Raw genomic sequence first — 17,677 nt, 5'->3', positions numbered from 1 at the left:
GCTCGGCCAGGAGCATGTTCATGGACCCCATCTGCGGCAGCACCATCATTCCTTCGTTGCGCTACCGGGACGCGCCGGCCGCCATCGAATGGCTGTGCCGCGCCTTCGGTTTCGAGAAACACGCCGTCTATGCCGACGGCGACATCGTCCACCATGCCCAGCTGACCTACGGGCCGGGCATGATCATGCTCGGCTCGGTGGTCGAGGACGAAAACAACGAATGGGCCCGGCGCATCGTCCAACCCGATGAGATCGGCGGGCGCGAAACTCAGGCCTGTTCGGTCATCGTCGCCGATGCCGACGAGCACTATGCCCGCGCCCGCGCGGCCGGCGCCCGGATCGTGGCCGATATCGCCGATCAGGACTTCGGCGGACGCGCCTACATCTGCCGCGACCTCGAAGGCCGGCTATGGTGGTTCGGCACTTACAACCCCTGGAATCCATGAACCGCAAACGCTCCGCTACCGCCCCGGCCGACGATCTGTTCGCTGCGCCCGCTCCGGCCAAGACGGCCGCATCCGCCGACGACTTCGGCCCGGGACCGGGCGCCGTCGACGGCATCCGCGTCGGCATCGGCGGCTGGACCTTCGCCCCATGGCGCAACAACTTCTACCCGGACAAGCTGGTGCAGCGGCGCGAACTGGAATACGCCAGCCGCCGGCTCAGCAGCATCGAGATCAACGGCACCTTCTACAGCGCGCAGAAACCGGCGACCTACGCCAAATGGGCGGCGGAAACGCCGGCGCATTTCGTGTTCTCGCTCAAGGCGCCCGGGCGCATCACCCAGTCCGGCGCCCTCGCCCGCGCCGGCAGCGGCGCGCGCGCCTTCATCGACGGCGGGCTGAGCGAATTCGGCGCGCGCCTGGGGCCGATCTTGTGGCAGTTGGCGCCGAGCCGGCGGTTCGATCCCGACGATCTGGCGCCGTTCCTCGACGCGCTGCCGCGCGAGCTCGACGGCCGCGCGCTCAAGCACGTGCTGGAGGTGCGCCATCCCAGCTTCCTCGATCCGGCCTATCTGGCCCTGGCGCGCGAACGGCGCATCGCCACGGTGTTCACCGACTCCGACGAGTATCCCTCGCTGGCCGACCTCACCGGCGATTTCGTCTACGCACGGCTGATGCGCTCGCGCGCCGCCGTCGACACCGGCTACCCCGACGACGAGCTGCAGGCCTGGACCGAGCGCGCCCGCCTTTGGGCGCGCGGCGGCGACTGCGTCGACCTGCCCCACGTCGGCGCCGCGCAGGCCGGCACGGCCCCGCGCGAGGTCTTCGTCTACTTCATCAGCGCCGCCAAGGCGCGCAATCCGGCGGCGGCGATGCGGCTGATCGAGAGAATCGGGACGTGAGCCGAAACGGGAACGGGACGACGAGCAGCAGCGGCGTTCGCCCCGGTCCGCTGCTCGCGCCTGGCCGCCGCCTCCCCGCTGCGTTCAGTACGCCACGGTGAACCGCCGCCGCGAGTGCGCCGGCTGCTCCAGTTCGTCGATCATCGCCAGCGCGTAGTCCTGCACCGAGATCGTGCTTTCGCCCTGTTCGTCGACCAGCAATTGATCGCCGCCGAGGCGGAAGCGGCCGGTGCGTTCGCCCGGCACCAGATGCGCGGCCGGCGACAGGAAACTCCAATCCAGTTCGCGCTCTTCGCGCAGGTCGCGCAACACGCGGCGCATCGCTTCGGCGCCGCCGCGCCACTGCTCGGGGAATCCGGGCTGGTCGAGCAATTCCTGGCCCGGCGCGACTTCCAGGCTGCCGGCGCCGCCGACCACCAGCAGGCGCGGCACGCCGGCCTGCTTGGTCCCGGCGACGATCTGGGCGTAGCCGGCGACGGTATCGGCTTCCAGGTTCGGGTTGCTCCAGCCGCCGACGTTGAGCGAAGCGATCACCGCATCGGCGCCGCGGACCAGCCCGGCAAGCGCGGACGGGTCGCCGCCGTCGACGATGCCGGCGCGCGCGGTCAGGCCGTCGTGGGCCGGCAGCGCGGACGGGTCGCGGGCGACCGCGGTCACCCGGTGGCCGCGCTGCAGGGCTTCTTCGAGCAAGGCGCGGCCGACATAGCCGGTGGCGCCGATCAGGACGATGTTCATGGGGGCTCCGTCTGAGCGAGTGGGGACGGAACCTAGTCTGTCCACTAACAGACACGACGATAATCGGTTGGTTTAGACTAGGACCATGAAGCTGGACTTCACGATAGATCGCCTAAAGCGCATGGCGGTATTCGCCCGGGTGGTCGAACTGGGCTCGATGAGCGCCGCCGCGCGCGAGCTGGACATGACCCCGTCGGCGGTCAGCCAGCAACTGCGCCAGCTCGAGGCCGAGACCGGAGTGGTGCTGTTGCACCGTTCCACCCGCAAGCTCACCACCACCGAGGTCGGCCAGGCCTACTACGAAGATTGCGCGGCCATGCTGCAGGCCGCCCGCGCCGCCGACGGCCGGCTCGGCGATCTGCGCGACGAGCCGCGCGGCGAACTGCGCATCGCGGTGCCGATCGGCTTCGCCGCGCACTTGGCGCAGGCGCTGGCGCCGTTGATGCACGCCCACCCGGCGCTGTCGCTGCGGGTGTTCGCCGACGATCGCCAGATCGACTTGATCGCCGAGCGCATCGATCTGGCGATCCGCATCGGCCGGCTCGCCGATTCCAATCTGGTCGCACGGCGCATGGCCGAATGGCGGCATCTGCTGGTCGCCGCGCCCGCGTACGCGCGCGTCCGCGGGCTGCCGCGTACGCCGGCGGAACTGGCCCGGCACGAGACGATCATCCTCAGCGTCATCAACCGGCCCGAGTATGTCGACCTGCACCGCCCCGGCGAGCCGGCGCAGCGAGTGCGGGTCGGCGGCCGCATCGTCAGCAACAATTCGCGCACGGTATTGCAGATGATGTTGCAGGGCCTGGGCATCGTCCGCCTGCCCGAACCCGACGCGCTGCCGCTGTTGGCCGACGGCCGCGCCGTGCCGGTATTGCCGGAGTGGTCGCTGCCGTCGCTGGGCGTGTACGCGGTCACCGCGCAACGCGATTCGCAGCCGGCCAAGGTGCGCCAGGCGATCGCCGCGCTGCAGGCTTACCTCAACGCGCACACGCCCTCGTCCCTGGCCGGTGCCTGAGTCCGGACGTTGCCGGGCTCAGCCCGGCAACGTCGCCAGCGCGCGCACCGGAAAGGTGCCCATGCCTTTCACCTTCGGCGGCACCGCGCTGAAACGGAAGCCCTGGTCCGGCACCGCGGCCAGGTTGCGCAGGTGCTCGACGATCAAGATCCCGGCGCCGAGCAGCACGCTGTGCACCGGCCGCGCCTTGCCGCGGGTGTCGTCGATGTTCATCGAATCGATGCCGACCAGCTTGACCCCGCAATCGCGCAGCCACAGCGCCGCCGCTTCGGTCAGGAAGGGGTGGCCGTCGGCGTAGGCCGGCGTGGCGAAGTGACGGTCCCAACCGGTATGCACCAGCACCGCGCGACCGCGCAATTCCAGGTCGCGGAAGCGTTCGACATCGATCGCCTGCACGCCCGCCGGCACCCGCACCACGATCGCGTCGAGGTCGGCGCAGTCTTCCGGGCCGATCTGCGACAAGTCCTTGCCGTCGGCGTAGCGGTGCGAGGGGCAATCGATGTAAGTGCCGGTATTGGCGACCATGTCGATGCGGCCGATCTGGAACTCGGTGCCCGCTTCGTAGATCTCGCGCGAGCGCTCGCGGCTGAGGTAGTCGCAGACGTGCGCGGCGGGCAGGCCGGGATAGGTCACCAGCCCGTCCTCGATAGTGTGGCTGAGGTCGACGTAGCGCAGCCGGCCGCTGTCGAGCGCGGCGTCCTTGCGCTTGTGCGCCTCGACGATGATGCGCTTGTTGAGGATACGCGCCGGTCCGACCATCAGAAGACGCAGGTCGCGCACGATGTAGTCGATCAACTCGGCGTCGCCGATGTCGTCGCCGTCGATGTCGAGGCGGAAACCCTGGCCTTGGAGGCCGCCGCCGTTGCTGAACTCGATTTCGAAGTCGAACTGGACGCGGTGCTGGAGAGGGGTCAAGGCGAGAGGTCCGGGATTGGGGATTGGGGATTGGGGATTGGGAGCCGGGAGCCGGGAGTCGGGAGTCGGGAGTCGGGAGTCGGGAGTCGGGAGTCGGGAGTCGGGAGTCGCGAAAGGCTAAAGCGGGGAGCCTGGTTTTTGCGCGCCATCCACGCGCGGGCGGGGATGCGTGGCTCCCGCGATACGACGCTGCAATCTTTGGATGCCTGCTTTCGCAAGAACGGCGATGTCGGGAGTTCGCCGTGACCGGCGCCGGCGGGAGATCGCCGCGCGCACTCTTTCGCCGTTGTCGCCGGCCGCGCGCCTACTTCGGCGCGCGCTGGCTCAACGCTACGCTGCCGAGGATCAGCACGGCCGCCGCCAGCATGGTCGCGGTCAGCGGTTCGCCGAGCAGCATCCAGCCCCAGGCGACGCCGAACAGCGGCACCAGGTAGGTCACCGCGACCGCACGGCCGGCGCCGATGCGCTGGATCAGGCGGTAGTACATGACGAAGGCGATGCCGGTGCAGAGCACGCCGAGCAGGGCCGCCGACAGCCAGGACTTGGCCGGGATCGCGTGGGTCGGCCATTGCGCGAGGGCGAACGGCAGGGTCAGCAGGGCCGACGTGCCCAGGGTCGCCGCGGCGACCGCGGCGGCCGGCAGGCCGGTCAGCTGGCGCCGCACCAGGTTGGCGCCGATGCCGTACAAAAAGGCCGCGGTGCAGCCGGCGGCCACCGCCCAGCCGATGCTGGCGCCGGCGGTCTTGCCGCTGGCCAGCACCACCACGCCGGCGAAGCCGGCCAGCAGCGCGATCGCGCGTTGCACGCCGATCTTCTCGCCGAAGAACAAGAACCCGACCAGGGCGGTGAACAACACCGCCATCGAATTGGTGATCGCGCCGATCCCGGCCGGCGCACGCTGCGCGGCCCAGGCGAACAACACGAACGGCACCGCCGAATTGATCAGGCCGATCATGGCCAGCTTGGCCCAGATCCCGGCGCCGCGGAACGACTCGCGCGCCTTCCACAGGAACGGCAGCAGGATCAGCGCCCCCAGGCCCAGGCGCATCTCGACCAGCGGCAGCGCGCCGAAGTCCTTGGCGGCCACGCGCATGAACAGGAACGAGCCGCCCCAGATCGCGCCGAGCACGGTCAGTTCCAACGGCGTGCGCCAGCCGGCGCGTGCGGAATCGGTGACGGCGACGGCCGAAGAGGCGGAGCCGTCGGGAGTCACGCTGGCGGCGAGTTCGGGGGAACGCATGCGCTAAGTCCTCGGAAACGGCGGCCACGCGATGCGGACGCCTGCGGGGGAATACGGCCGCGCACGGCCTCGCGGCGGCGCGGTGGGTGCGGCGACCAGGCGCGTCGTCGCGCGATACGGGCGACCGGCGCCGGTGCTGGCGCGCTCGGCGCAGGCCCCGAGCGCAGTATCGGCGCGCGGATCGCCCGCGGATATCCGCAACCGGACGAATGGCCTCGGGTCGGGGGCGGCGCCGGCCGGTCGCGCGAACGTCCGCATCGGACGTGCCAATCAAATGTCCCGATCAGACGTCCGGATCAGACGTCCAAAATCGCCAGCGTGCCGCGGCTGCCCGGCGCCACCGCATGGGCCACGCCCGCAGGCACCACGTACAACTGCCCGGCGCCGACTTCGACGATCTCCTCGCCGATGCTCAGGCGCATCGATCCGTCGAGCACCAGCAGGCCCTCGGCGAAATCGTGGGTCTCTTCCTCGTAGGCGCCGGCGTCCATGCGCAACAACTTGAAATTGGCGTTGCCGAAGCGGCCGACCACGGTCGAGCGCCAGGCGGCGGGCAATTCGGCGGAGGTCGCAAGCAGGTCGATGAGGCTCATGTGCAGGCACTGGATGGCGGGTCGCTCGGGCCGCGACGACAATCTGGCTTTTCCCTGGCGCTTATTCTCGCTGGCCCGTAATCCGATGCAAGCGCATACTTTCGCTTCCAGCCACAAACCATATTTGAGGCTACGATGGCATTGCGCGCGGACTGGCTGCCGGCCCTGGCGGCGTTCGAGGCGGCGGCGCGGCACCAGAACTTCGCCCACGCCGCCGAGGAACTGCATCTGACCGCCAGCGCGGTCAGCCATCACGTGCGCAAGTTGGAAAGCCGGCTCGGTGTCAGCCTGTTCCAGCGCCACGCCCGCGGCGTGGCGCTGACCGCGCAGGGCCGCCAACTCGCCGACGCCGCCGGCACCGCGCTGGCCGATGTCGACGGGGTGCTGCGCAGCCTGCGCCTGGCCCGCGACGACCGCGACCGGGTCCGCATCACCACCCTGCACTCGCTGACCTACACCTGGCTGCTGCCGCGCCTGCCCGAGTTCACCCGCGCCCATCCGCAGATCCAGCTCAGCCTGGACACCGAGATCGCCCTGGCCCGGTTCGACGACGGCGGCCCCGACCTGGGCATCCGCCACGGCGCCGGCCACTGGCCTGGGTTGACCGCACACCCACTGATGGACGACAGCCTGTTCCCGGTCGCCTCGCCGCGCATGCCCGGTATCGAACGCGTGCGCACGCCGGCGCAGATCGCCGAGCTGCCGCTGATCGCCGACCATGCGCGCCAGGGCTGGCACGACTGGTTCCGCGCCGCCGACGTGCACGGCTGCAAGCTCGAAGAGCGCTACACCTTCAGCGATACCACCGACGCGATGATGGCGGCCGCGCAAGGCCTGGGCGTGGCGCTGGCGCGGGCGCAGATCGCCGTGCCCTATCTGCGCTCGGGCCAGTTGCAGCGCCTGCCCGGACCGGCGATGCCGGCGCGCTGGGGCTACTACGCGATCTACCCCGCCCACCGCCGCCTGCGTCCGGCGGCCAAGACCTTCCTCGACTGGCTGCTGGCGGTCGACAAGGGCGACCCGCCGCCGGTCTGAGCGCCTGCAAGGGGCAGGAGCGGCGCGAGCCGCGACCACGGGACGCGCAGAGGCCCCAAGGCCACCGCCATCGATCGAAGCCCGAACCCTTCGCCCGTAGGAGCGGCGTCAGCCGCGACCACGGGACGCGCAGAAGCCCCAAGGCCATCGCCACCGATCGAAACCCGAACCCTTCGCCTGTAGGAGCGGCGTCAGCCGCGACCACGGGACGCGCAGGGGCCCCAAGGCCATCGCCACCGATCGAAACCCGAACCCTTCGCCCGTAGGAGCGGCGTCAGCCGCGACCACGGGACGCGCAGAGGCCCCAAGGCCATCGCCACCGATCGAAACCCGAACCCTTCGCCTGTAGGAGCGGCGTCAGCCGCGACCACGGGACGCGCAGAGGCCCCAAGGCCATCGCCACCGATCGAAGCCCGAACCCTTCGCCTGTAGGAGCGGCGTCAGCCGCGACCACGGCAGCGACGTACGCAAGCGCGGCGGCCGAAATCCGGGCGCTCAGTTGCACGCTCCGAGCGTAGGCTTCGGATAGCGGCGCGGTATTCCACCGCTTCGGCGGTCGCGGCTGACGCCGCTCCTACAAGAGTCAGCGCCGCCGCGAGGGCTTCTTCTTGGCCGGCGCCTTGGCCTTGCGCAGCGCCGCTTCGAACGCCAGCCGCAGCCACGGCCGCATGTCCTGCGGCGAATCCATCGCCGATTCGGGCACGGTCCAGTAGCTCATCTCGATCGGCTTGCGCTGGCGGTCGTAGACGAAGGGCTCGCAGCCGGCGGCGAGAAAACGGGGGCGGCTGGTCTCGTCGGTCTTCAGGTACAAGGTCTCGTCGGCGACCAGGCCGATCATCAGGCCGTCGTGGTACAGGCCGTAGCCGCCGAACATGCGCCGCGCGCTCAGCGCGCCGAAATCGGCGGCGAGGTCGCGCAGGTGGGCGATGAAGTCGTCGCTCATGCGCGGCATCGTAGCGCCGCGCGGGCGCGCCGTCAGCCTGCGCGCCGGCCGGCGGACAAGGGCTGCCAGGCGGCGAAGAAAAAGCCCGGCGTGCGCCGGGCTCTTCCATGGGCGGACCTTACCCGGGCGATCTCAGAACTTGTGCCACAGGCGCACGAAATAGGAGGCGCCGTTGAGGCCGAACTGCACGCTGTCGAACACGTGGCCGTTGTCGGTCTCGTCCGGGTTCTGCCGGGTCGGCTTGACCCCGAAGATGTTGGCGCCGCCGACGGTCAGCTTGGTGTTCTCGCTGAAGGCGTAGGTCACGCTGAGGTCGGCCGAGGTCTTGGCCTTGTAGTGCGCGTTCGGCACGCCGGCGGCGGTGCCGGAGAACGTGCCCAGGGTCTGCGGGCCGAAGTGGATGATCTTCAGGTTGCCTTCCCAGGGGCCGCGCGACAGATCGAAGCCGAGCACCGCCTTGGACTTGGGCGCGCCTTGCTCGATGAACAAGCGCTCGCGCTCGGACAGCAGCACGTCCTCGCGGCCGACCAGGGCCGGCGGCGCGTGGATCGCCTTGACCTCGGTGCGGTTGAGGTTGAGAGCGAAGAAGGTGCCGAGCTTGAACTCGTTGCCGAGCTCGCGTTCGTGATTGAAGGTCAGGTCGATGCCGTCGGTGCGGGTGTCGACCGAGTTGACAAAGAACTGCGCCTGGCCGACGCCGAGCGACTGCAGGATGCCGCCGATGGTCGGGTCGGTGGTGTCGAAGCGGCCGCTCAGCACGATGCGGTCGTCGATGTCGATCCGGTACGCGTCCAGGGTCAGCGAGGTGTCGGCGGTCGGCGACCAGGTCAGGCCGACGGTGTAGTTGCGCGACTTCTCCTTGGTCAGCAGCGGCAGGCCGGCGGCGTTGGCGATGGTGCCGCCGTTGGGCGCGATCACCACGTCGACCGGTTCGCCGTTGACGAAGTCGGTGATGGTCGAGGAGAAGTACTTCTGCTGCAGCGAGGGCGCGCGGAAGCCGGTGCTGGCCGAGGCGCGCAGCATCAGCGTGTCGGTGGCGCGGAAACCGGCGGCGAGCTTGCCGGTGGTGGTGTTGCCGAAGTCGCTGTAGTCCTCGTAGCGCACCGCCACGCCGGCGGTGAAGCGGTCGGTGAAGTCGGCCTCGACGTCGGCGTAGGCCGCCCAGCTGTCGCGGCTGTGGCCGCCGGCGTCGGCCGGCTGGAAGCCCGGGAAGCCCTGGCTGCCGGCGTTGCCGCCGACGCCGACGCCGTCGGCGTCGATGTAGGAGCCCGGTTCGCCGGCGAAGATCTTGTAGCGCTCGTCGCGGCGTTCCAGGCCGAAGGCCAGGTTGAGGCCGTTGAAGACCTGGTCGTAGAAGCGGCTGACGTCGAAATTCACCGTCTTCTGCTCGAACGAGAAGCCGCCGGCGTCGAAACTGTCGGCGCTGACGCCGCGGCCGCCGTTGAGCAGGTCGAGGTTGGCGATCGAGGCGTTGAGGGTGTTGTTGATCCGATAGCGCAGCTTGTTGTAGCCGTAGGTGTAGGACAGGTCGGCGTTCCAGTCGCCCATCGCCCAGCGCAGGCCGAGGATGCCGAAGCGGTCGTCGAGCTCGCCGTCGATGAAGGGCACGAAGCCGTCCGGGTACATCGCCGCCGAATTGCGCGAGGGAATGTCCTCCGAGCCCAGGCCGTCGCGCGCGAACGCCGCCGAGGACGCGTCGCGCTTCTGCACGCCGAGGGTGAAGTACAGGTCCAGGTTCTCGCCCAGCGGCTTGTCGCCGTTGAGGAACAAGGTGCGGTTCTCGACCTTGGAGTCGCCGATGATGCGCGGGCTGCCGGCCGGCTCGGAGCGGTCGGAACGGCCGCGATCCTGCCACTCGCCGGTGATGCCGATGCTGCCGTCGCTGCCCAGGGCGAAGCCGCAGTAGGCGCTGGCCAGCCAGTTCTCGCCGTCGCCCTTGGAGTACTGGCCGTAGCCGGCGACCGCTTCGCAGCCCTTGCGCTTCTTCAGCGAGATGTTCATGACCCCGGCGATGGCGTCGGAGCCGTACTGGGCGGCGGCGCCGTCGCGCAGGATCTCGACGCTGTCGATCGCCATCAGCGGAATCGTGTTGAGGTCGGTGCCGGTATTGCCGCGGTTGCGCGCGCCGAACAGGTTCAACAGCGAGGTGGTGTGGTGGCGCTTGCCGTTGACCAGGACCAGGGTCTGGTCCGACCCCAGGCCGCGCAGCGCGGCCGAGTCGACCAGGTCGGCGCCGTCGGCGCCGCTCTGGCGGGTCGAGTTGAACGAGGGCGCGGCGTACTGCAGCGACTGGGCGAGGTCGAACTGGGCGCCCTCTTCGGTGTTCTTGGCCATCGGCAGCACGTCGACCGGCGAGATCGAGGTGGTGTCCGAGGAACGCTGGCTGCGGCGCGAGCCGAGCACCGAGACCGTCTCCAGGGTGCGCGCCTCGCTCTCCTGGGCCGGCGCGGGAGCGGCGGCGTCCTGGGCGGCGGCGGTACCGGCGAACAGGCCGCCGGCCAACAGCGCGCCTTGAATGGCACAGAACAGGCGGGCGCGGCCGGGGCGGAAACGGTAAGGCGTCATAGCGGGGTCCTTGGCGGTGGCAGGCGGGGCATCCGCCTAGCCTATCGCCAAGACGACAGTTCGTGCACAGTCCAGGCACCGGATTCGCAAAAAAGGCCCGGCGGCCGCGGCCCGTCGATCCGGCGGCACACATCCCCGTCCGTCCGCGAGGAGGCGCCGGCTAGCGGCCGGACGCGCCGGCCGCGGCCCGCGCCGGCGCCGGTTCGGCCGATTCGACCCAGCGCGCGAAGAAGCCGCCGAGGTCGCGGCCGCTGGCCCGCTCCATCGCGCGGCGCAGATCGGCGCTGGTCACCGAATGGCCGTAGTGGGCCCGGGTGTAGGCGCGCACGCCGCGCCAGAACGCGCGTTCGCCGAGTTCCTCGCGCAACAGATGCAGCACGTAGGCGCCCTTCTGGTAGACCACGGCGCGGTCGTCGGCGCTGGGCTTGAGCCAGCGCTCGTAAATCAACGCATGGTCCTTGCCGGTTTCGCGCAGCTTGTCCAGGCGCCGCTTCCAGCCCTCGACCTGGCCGCGGTATGCGGCTTCGCCGTAGCGGTGCTGCAGATAGGCCGCGGCCATGAAGTTGGCGAAGCCTTCGTTGAGCCAGAACTCGTTCCAGTCGCGGCAGGTGACCGCATTGCCCCACCACTGGTGCGCGGCCTCGTGGGCGATCAGCGCCTGCGCATCGGGCTGCGCCAGCACCTCGCGGCCGTAGCTCTCCGACATCAGGGCGAAGCCGGCGTGCTCCTGGCCGATGGTTTTGGCGACCAGGGCCTGGGTGTAGGTGCCGGTGTAGCGGATGCCGGCGCGACGGCCGAAGAAACGCAGCATGTCGGCGGTATCGGCGAACACCTTACGCAGCTGCGGGACGCTCATTTCCGCCGACAGATAGCGCAGTTCGGCGCGTTCGCCGCTGCCGCCGGCTTCGCGGTAACGGCCGGCGGCGAAACCGTAGACATAACTCGGCATCGCCAGGTCCTGGCGCCAGCGGTAGGTCTCGCGATGGCCGCCGAGCGCATTGCGCGCGACCAGGCGGCCGTTGCCCACCGCCTTGAGCCCGCTCGGCACAGTCAGGCTCAGGTCGAGCGTGGCGCGTTCGCGCGGCGCGTCGACGCAGACCAGCCACTGGCTGGTCGAGAACACGGTATAGACCTCGCTGCGCTCGGGATGGAACTCCAAACCGAACTTGGGCGCGCCGCGGTAGGCGATTTCGATCTCGCGCCGTTGCCCGGCCTTGGCCGGCGCCGCCAGCTTCACCCGCAAGCGCTGGTCGAGTTTCTCGAAACCCAGCGCCTGCCCGCCTTCGCGCACCGATTCGATCTCGAGCTCGCCGGCGTCGAAATCGATCTGTTGCTGGCCCGCGGCCAGCACCTGGAAACGGATCGCGACTTGGCCGCGCAGACTGCGTGCGCTCAGATCGGGTTCGATCCGCGCGGTGTAGTGCAGCACGTCGATGCCGCTGCCCGCGCGCGGCGCTTCGCCGCCCTGCGCGAACGCCGCGCCGCCGAGGCCGGCCAAGGCCCAGGCCATGCACCAACGCCAGCGACGCAACCCGCGCGCGGCGCGCGATGCCGGGTTCGATTGCAGCGTGGCCTGACTCATGTCCCTGTTCCTGTTCCGTGCCGGACGCCGCCGGCGAGCCGCGATGGCATAGCCGGCGCCGATGATCGCCGATGCGCAACGGCGACTGAACCCCGTCGCGCGCATGCGGTTCGACTGCCGTTCGGGAAACGCCGGCGCGACCGCGTGCGTGGCGCGGTGGGCCGCGCAACGAGGAAGCTGGGAGTTAAGCGTGCTTAACTTCCTGCGCCCTGCGCTGCATCTCTACGCCGCCCAAGCCGCCGCACCCGCGAAGGCGGGCCTCCACGGACTTCAACGTCCGGCCGCAGCGAAGCTCTCGGCCGCTTCGCACCGCACGCACGCGGCGGGCGTAAGCTGCAAGCGCCCTCGCCGCCCGCCGGAGCCGCCATGAACGCCGAGAAGTCCCGCGATCTCGCCCTGCTGGTCCTGCGCCTGAGCCTGGGCGCGCTGATCCTGCTGCACGGCATCGCCAAACTGCGCGGCGGCCTCGACGGCATCGTCGGCATGGTGCAGGCGCAGGGCCTGCCGGGTTTCCTCGGCTACGGCGTGCTGGTCGGCGAGGTGCTGGCGCCGCTGCTGCTGATCCTGGGCTGGCATGCGCGCGTCGGCGCGGCGCTGATCGCCGCCAACATGCTGGCGGCGATCGGCCTGGTCCACCTGGGCCAGCTCGGCCAGCTCAACGAGCAAGGCGGTTGGGCGATCGAACTGCAGGCGATGTTCCTCGCCGCCGCGGTCGCGATCGCCCTGGCCGGGCCCGGACGCCACAGCCTCGACGGCCGATGATCCTGGCCGGAGGTTTCAGCTCCGGGCGACTCAGATCCGGGCGACGCGGAACTTGCGGCCCTTGATCTTGCCTTCGCGCAGGCGCGCCAGCGCCGCCGCGGCCTGGCCGCGCGCGACCGCGACGTAGGACCGGGTGGGATACACGTTGATCTTGCCGATCGCGTCGGCCTTCAGCCCGGCCTCGCCGGTGAGCGCGCCGAGGATGTCGCCGGGACGCAGTTTGTCGGTCTTGCCGGCGTCGATGCGCAGCGTCGCCATCGGCGCCGCCGGCGCATTGTGCGCCTTGCCGCCCAGCGGCTGGGCGCGCCGCCAGCTCGGTGGCAGGCCCTGGCGTTGGGCGATCTGCTCGACGCGGGCGACTTCGCGCGGCGCGCACAGGCTCAGCGCGACCCCGCCGCGGCCGGCGCGGCCGGTGCGGCCGATGCGGTGCACGTACACATCCGGGTCGGTCGGCAGTTCGTAGTTGATCACCGCGCCGACGTCCTCGACGTCGAGCCCGCGCGCGGCGACGTCGCTGGCGACCAGCACGTTGCAACTGCGGTTGGCGAAGCGCACCAGCACTTCGTCGCGATCGCGCTGCTCCATGTCGCCGTGCAGGGCCAGGGCGGTGAAGCCGTAGTGGCTCAGCGAACCGACCACTTCCTCGGTATCGCGGCGCATGTTGCAGAACACCACGCAGGATTCGGGCCGGTATTCCAGCAGCAGCGCGCCGAGCAGCGGCGTCTTCTTGGCCGGCTCGATCTCGTAGAAATACTGCTCGATCGTCGGCGCCGCGCCGGCGCCTTCGACCGTGACCTCGACCGGATCGCGCAGGGCGGCGCGGGCCAGCTCGCGAATCGCCTCGGGGAAGGTCGCGGAGAACAGCAGGCTCTGGCGCATCTTCGGGGTCTTGGCGACGATCGCCCGGATAGGCTCTTCGAAGCCCATGTCGAGCATGCGGTCGGCCTCGTCGAAGACCAGGGTGCGCAGGCCGTCGAGCTGCAGCGCGCGCTTGCTCAGCAGTTCCTGCAGACGGCCCGGGGTGCCGACCACGACATGCGGGGCGTGCTCCAGCGAGGCCAGTTGCGGGCCCAGCGGCATGCCGCCGCACAGCACCGAGATTTTCACGTTGGGGATGGCGAAAGCGAGCTTGCGCAGCTGTTGGCCGACCTGGTCGGCCAGTTCGCGGGTCGGGCACAGCACCAGGGCCTGGGTACGGATCGCCGCCGGGTCCAGGTGTTGCAGCAGGCCCAGGCCGAAGGCGGCGGTCTTGCCGCTGCCGGTCGGAGCCTGGGCGATCAGGTCGCGGCCGTCGAGCACGGCCGGCAGGGCGCGGGCCTGAATCGGGGTCATCGTGGCATAGCCGGCCGCGGCCACGCCCTGCAGCAGGGCCGGGGTCAGGGCGAGGGTGTCGAAAGCCGCCGCAGCGGCGCCGGCCGTGTCGGCGCCGGCGTTCGGGGAAAGATCGGTCATGCGCCATGATCGCAGCTTCGCGCCGAGCTTGCGCTCGGGGGCCGTATCCGCGCCGCCGGCTTGGCGTCCGCCTTCGAGAAGCCGGGCCAGGGCGAGCGCGGCCCTCCGCGCCCGCCGCCTCCGCCCGAGCACGGGCCGCCGGCCGCACCGCGAAGGCCTATCCTGGGCCCGCCGCCCCGCCCCGGAGACCGTCATGGAGCAGTTCTTGCACATCCGCGTCCTGCTCGGCATCGTCCTCGGCCTGGCCATCACCACCCTGCTCAAGGGCCTGGCGCGGTTCGTCCAGCACCCCGGGCGCGAACGCGTCTACGGCGTGCACATCGCCTGGGCGCTGTCGATGTTCACCCTGCTGGCGCATTTCTGGTGGTGGGAGTTCCGCCTGGTCCACGTCGCCCAGTGGAGCTTCGTCGCCTTCGCCTTCCTGATTCTCTACGTGGTGGTGCTGTTCGTGCTGTGCACGCTGCTGTTCCCGGACGACATCGGCGACTACCAGGGCTGGCGCGACTACTTCCTGTCGCGGCGGCAATGGTTCTTCGGAATCATGGCCGCGTCCTACGTGATCGACTTCGGCGATACCCTGATCAAGGGCCGGCGCTATTTCGAGGCCTTCGGCCTGGAATACCCGCTGCGCAACCTGGCTTACGTGGTCCTGTGCCTGGTCGCGATGCGCACCCGCTCGGAGGCCTTCCACCGCGCCTTCGTGGCCGCCAGCCTGGTCTACCAGTTGTCGTGGATCTACCGCCTGTACGACCTCGTCAGCTGAGCGCGCGGCGCGCTGGCAACGAGGTCACATCAAGACCGAAACCGCTCACCCGGTCACAACATCTTTGGCACTATCGTCGGCCAATGTCCGCCCTGCCCCTCCCCGCATGAGCCGAGCCTTCGTCAAGGAGGGCGACGGCGAGCCCTCGTCCCCGGACTTGCCCGAGCTGCCGGTCAGCGAGCATCCGAACTACGTCACGCCGCGCGGCATGAGCCTGTTGCGCGCGCGCATGGACGACGCCAAGCGGCGGCTCGGCGCGATCGACGACGCAGACGCCGGCGCCCGGCTCGAACGCGCCCACGTCGAGCGCGAACTGCGCTGGCTGCAGGCGCGCGTGCTCAGCGCGATCACCATCGCCCCGGAACGCCAGCCGGCGGACCGGGTCGCGTTCGGCGCCCGGGTCGAACTGATCGACAGCGCCGGCACGGAACATGTCTATCGCATCGTCGGCGAGGACGAAGCCGACCCCGAGCGCGGCCTGATCAGCTGGGTCTCGCCGCTGGCGCGGGCGCTGCACGGCGCCCGGGTCGGCGACAGCGCGTTGTGGAAACGGCCGGCCGGCGACCTGGCGGTGGAAGTGCTGGCGATCGATTACGGCTGAGCCGCCGCGCTCACTTCAACGGCGGCAGCACCCGTTCCGACAGCAGCCGCTGGGTCAGCTTCGGCGCCTGCGGCACCCGGTAGTTGGTGGTGGTGATCACCACCACCGCGCGTTGCTCGGGCAGGACCTGCACGCTGTTGCCGCCGGTGCCGTTCATCGCATACGAGCGCATCGTGCCGCCGGCGTAGGCCAGGCGGTGCAGCCACCACAGATAGCCGTACTCGGTGTCGTCGTCGATGCGCGCATGCGGCTCGATCGAGGCGCGCACCCATTCGGCCGGAATCAACGCGCGCCCCCGGTGGCGGCCGCCGTCGAGGTAGAGCTGGCCCAGGGCGAGCAGGTCGCGGCTGCGCAGGCCCAGGCCGCCGCCGCCCTGGGCCAGGCCCAGCGGCGAGAACTGCCATTGCGGCGCCTCGATGCCCAGCGGCGCGAACAGCCGCTCGCGCGCATAGTCCTGCAGCGGCCGGCCGACCGCGGCCTGGACCGCCGCGCCGAGCGCGGTGACGCCGGCGGTGCAGTAGCGAAAGCTGCGTCCGTGCGGCGAATCGGCCGGCTTCGGCATCCAGGCCGGGTAGCCCTGGATCGGCAAGTCCAGGTAGAAGCCGACCCAATCCTCGATCAGGTACATGCGCTCCTCGTTGCCGCGCGACCAGGTATTCCAATCGTCGCACTCCAGCGCCGAGCTCATGGTCAGCAGGTCCTCGACGCTGATCGCCTGCTTGCGTGGGTCGGGGTTCTGGATCGTCCTTCCGGCGCCGAGCCAGGGCAGCACCGGCGCCTGCACCGAAGGAATGCGGCCGTCGGCGATCGCCAGCCCGGCCAGCATGCCGGTGACGGTCTTGGTCGCCGAACGGGTGTCGTGCCGGGTCTGCGCGTCGCTGCCGCGGAAGTAGCCCTCGTAGACCAGGCGCCCGTCGCGGGCGATCAACACGCTGGTGATCTGCTGGTAGTCGCCGCGCTGCAGCGCCGCGTCCAGCTCGCGCCACTGCGGCGCGACCGGTGCGGCCTGTCCCGCCGCCGCCCACGCCAGTCCGACCGCCAGCCCGACGGTCACCGTCCATCCACTCACTTTCGCGGCCATCGATTCCGATCCTGTTGTCCGGCCGGCAGATTAGCCCGGCGCGGCGGCGCGCGATTGTCTGCGCGCAACCTGCGCGCGCGGCAGCAACGCCGCGCGCAGCCGCCGGTAATCGCCCGGGGTCAGGCCGTAACCGCGGCGGAAGGCGTGGCCCAGATGCGCGGCGTCGGCGTAACCGGCCTGCGCGGCGACCTCGGCCAGCGGCAGGCGCGGGTCGGCCAGCGCGCTCAGCGCGCGCTCCAGGCGCAGGCGCCGCAGGTAGTCGCCGGGCGCGCAGCGGTAGTGGCGGCGGAACTCGCGCGCCAGGTGCACCGGATGCACGCCGGCGGCGCGCGCCAGGTCGGCGATGCGCAGCGGCCGCGCGCATTCGTCGCGCAGCTGTTCGCGCACCCGCCGCAACCAGCCCGCCGGGCGCAGGCTGCGTTCCAGCGCCAGTCGTCCGGTGTGGGCCAGCAGCTCCCAGCTCAACGCCTCGCCGCTCAAGGCCGCCGCCTCGTCCCAGGCGCGGCAGGCGGCCAGCAGGCGCAGCGCCGGCAACAGCGCGGCCGCGTCGTCCTGCCACAGCGGCTGCGCCGGCAGGCTCAACGCCGCGCCGAGTTCGCGCTCGCGCGTCGCCGACACGGTCAGGGTGAAAAATCGCCCGTGCTCGCTGCGGAAGCAATCGCGATGAGTGGTGCCGGGCGGGTTGTAGATCAGCGCCGGACCGCGGCACAACGCCGGTGCGCCACGCGCGCTGCTGAGATAGACGCCGTCCAGCAGCAGCACGTAATGCGCATCGTCGTGGCGGTGGGTCTGGACCTGCGCCTCGGGCACGGTCGGCGACAGTTCGGCGAAACTGAACCCCCCGGCCTCGCGGCGCAGATCGCAGCGGCCTAGGAAAACCCCATGGGCGAAACGGGTCGCGGACATCGATCGAGCTTAGCCGCCGCGACCGTTCGTCGGCACGTGCTTGACGGCAGGGTCCGCTGGCGTCGAAATATTTAGCAAATTAGTTAATTGCTGATCCATTGATCGCCGGGCGCCGCCCGCGCCGCCGTCCAGGACAGGGAGAGG

The 17,677-nt window shown here is 70.5% G+C and carries 17 protein-coding genes; 7 read left to right on the top strand and 10 right to left on the bottom strand.

What is annotated here, in order from left to right; all coding sequences use genetic code 11:
• Positions 1-20: 20 nt before the first annotated feature.
• A complete protein-coding gene (locus V2J18_RS06480; protein WP_336131344.1) occupies positions 21-446 on the top strand; it encodes a VOC family protein in 426 nt (141 codons plus the stop codon).
• A complete protein-coding gene (locus tag V2J18_RS06475) occupies positions 443-1,345 on the top strand; it encodes a DUF72 domain-containing protein (protein ID WP_336131343.1) in 903 nt (300 codons plus the stop codon). Before V2J18_RS06480 ends, V2J18_RS06475 begins: the two co-directional genes overlap by 4 nt.
• 84 nt (positions 1,346-1,429) lie before the next feature.
• Here V2J18_RS06475 and V2J18_RS06470 read toward each other — a convergent pair whose 3' ends face one another.
• Complete coding sequence (locus tag V2J18_RS06470; RefSeq protein ID WP_064748661.1) at positions 1,430-2,080, bottom strand: NAD(P)-dependent oxidoreductase; 651 nt, start codon at positions 2,078-2,080, stop codon at positions 1,430-1,432.
• An 85-nt stretch (positions 2,081-2,165) separates the two neighbouring features.
• On the opposite strand from V2J18_RS06470, the gene V2J18_RS06465 reads away from it, so the two are divergent.
• Entirely contained in the window at positions 2,166-3,095 is a 930-nt protein-coding gene (locus V2J18_RS06465) for a LysR family transcriptional regulator (protein WP_336131342.1), read from the top strand.
• An 18-nt stretch (positions 3,096-3,113) separates the two neighbouring features.
• On the opposite strand, the gene V2J18_RS06460 is transcribed toward V2J18_RS06465, so the two are convergent.
• The 3 genes from V2J18_RS06460 to V2J18_RS06450 form a co-directional block, all read right to left on the bottom strand.
• Entirely contained in the window at positions 3,114-4,010 is an 897-nt protein-coding gene (locus V2J18_RS06460; protein ID WP_064748662.1) for a cyclase family protein, read from the bottom strand.
• A gap of 304 nt (positions 4,011-4,314) precedes the next feature.
• Positions 4,315-5,250, bottom strand: coding sequence for a DMT family transporter (locus tag V2J18_RS06455; protein WP_079248239.1), 936 nt, complete (start codon positions 5,248-5,250; stop codon positions 4,315-4,317).
• 296 nt (positions 5,251-5,546) lie between these two features.
• Positions 5,547-5,843, bottom strand: a complete 297-nt coding sequence (locus tag V2J18_RS06450) for a cupin domain-containing protein (RefSeq protein ID WP_064748663.1) — start codon at positions 5,841-5,843, stop codon at positions 5,547-5,549.
• A gap of 135 nt (positions 5,844-5,978) precedes the next feature.
• Here V2J18_RS06450 and V2J18_RS06445 point away from each other — a divergent pair, with 135 nt between their 5' ends.
• Positions 5,979-6,878: a LysR substrate-binding domain-containing protein gene (locus V2J18_RS06445; protein ID WP_064748664.1), complete on the top strand. Its 900-nt coding sequence runs from the start codon at positions 5,979-5,981 to the stop codon at positions 6,876-6,878.
• Positions 6,879-7,461: 583 nt separating this feature from the next.
• Here V2J18_RS06445 and V2J18_RS06440 read toward each other — a convergent pair.
• The 3 genes from V2J18_RS06440 to V2J18_RS06430 form a co-directional block, all read right to left on the bottom strand.
• Entirely contained in the window at positions 7,462-7,821 is a 360-nt protein-coding gene (locus V2J18_RS06440) for a TfoX/Sxy family protein (RefSeq protein ID WP_336131341.1), read from the bottom strand.
• A 132-nt stretch (positions 7,822-7,953) separates the two neighbouring features.
• Positions 7,954-10,386, bottom strand: coding sequence for a TonB-dependent receptor plug domain-containing protein (locus V2J18_RS06435; protein ID WP_064746100.1), 2,433 nt, complete (start codon positions 10,384-10,386; stop codon positions 7,954-7,956).
• 160 nt (positions 10,387-10,546) lie between these two features.
• On the bottom strand, positions 10,547-11,968 hold the full coding sequence (locus tag V2J18_RS06430) for a M1 family metallopeptidase (RefSeq protein WP_336131340.1): 1,422 nt from the start codon (positions 11,966-11,968) through the stop codon (positions 10,547-10,549).
• Positions 11,969-12,334: 366 nt separating this feature from the next.
• Between V2J18_RS06430 and V2J18_RS06425 the strand changes: the two genes are divergently transcribed.
• On the top strand, positions 12,335-12,730 hold the full coding sequence (locus tag V2J18_RS06425) for a DoxX family protein (RefSeq protein ID WP_064746101.1): 396 nt from the start codon (positions 12,335-12,337) through the stop codon (positions 12,728-12,730).
• A 30-nt stretch (positions 12,731-12,760) separates the two neighbouring features.
• On the opposite strand, the gene dbpA is transcribed toward V2J18_RS06425, so the two are convergent.
• A complete protein-coding gene (gene dbpA / locus V2J18_RS06420; protein WP_336131339.1) occupies positions 12,761-14,182 on the bottom strand; it encodes an ATP-dependent RNA helicase DbpA in 1,422 nt (473 codons plus the stop codon).
• A 193-nt stretch (positions 14,183-14,375) separates the two neighbouring features.
• Between dbpA and V2J18_RS06415 the strand changes: the two genes are divergently transcribed.
• The gene (locus V2J18_RS06415; protein ID WP_336131338.1) at positions 14,376-14,945 is read left to right on the top strand and encodes a hypothetical protein; all 570 of its coding nucleotides are present in this window, start codon (positions 14,376-14,378) and stop codon (positions 14,943-14,945) included.
• A gap of 106 nt (positions 14,946-15,051) precedes the next feature.
• Complete coding sequence (locus V2J18_RS06410; protein WP_336131337.1) at positions 15,052-15,546, top strand: GreA/GreB family elongation factor; 495 nt, start codon at positions 15,052-15,054, stop codon at positions 15,544-15,546.
• A gap of 10 nt (positions 15,547-15,556) precedes the next feature.
• On the opposite strand, the gene V2J18_RS06405 is transcribed toward V2J18_RS06410, so the two are convergent.
• On the bottom strand, positions 15,557-16,627 hold the full coding sequence (locus tag V2J18_RS06405; protein WP_336131336.1) for a serine hydrolase domain-containing protein: 1,071 nt from the start codon (positions 16,625-16,627) through the stop codon (positions 15,557-15,559).
• A 30-nt stretch (positions 16,628-16,657) separates the two neighbouring features.
• Positions 16,658-17,533 (bottom strand): helix-turn-helix transcriptional regulator, encoded by an 876-nt coding sequence (locus tag V2J18_RS06400; RefSeq protein ID WP_336131335.1) that lies wholly within the window; start codon positions 17,531-17,533, stop codon positions 16,658-16,660.
• Positions 17,534-17,677: the final 144 nt, after the last annotated feature.

The organism is Lysobacter firmicutimachus, from assembly GCF_037027445.1.
Taxonomy (GTDB): domain Bacteria; phylum Pseudomonadota; class Gammaproteobacteria; order Xanthomonadales; family Xanthomonadaceae; genus Lysobacter; species Lysobacter firmicutimachus.
This window is presented reverse-complemented; position numbering and strand designations above follow the sequence as displayed.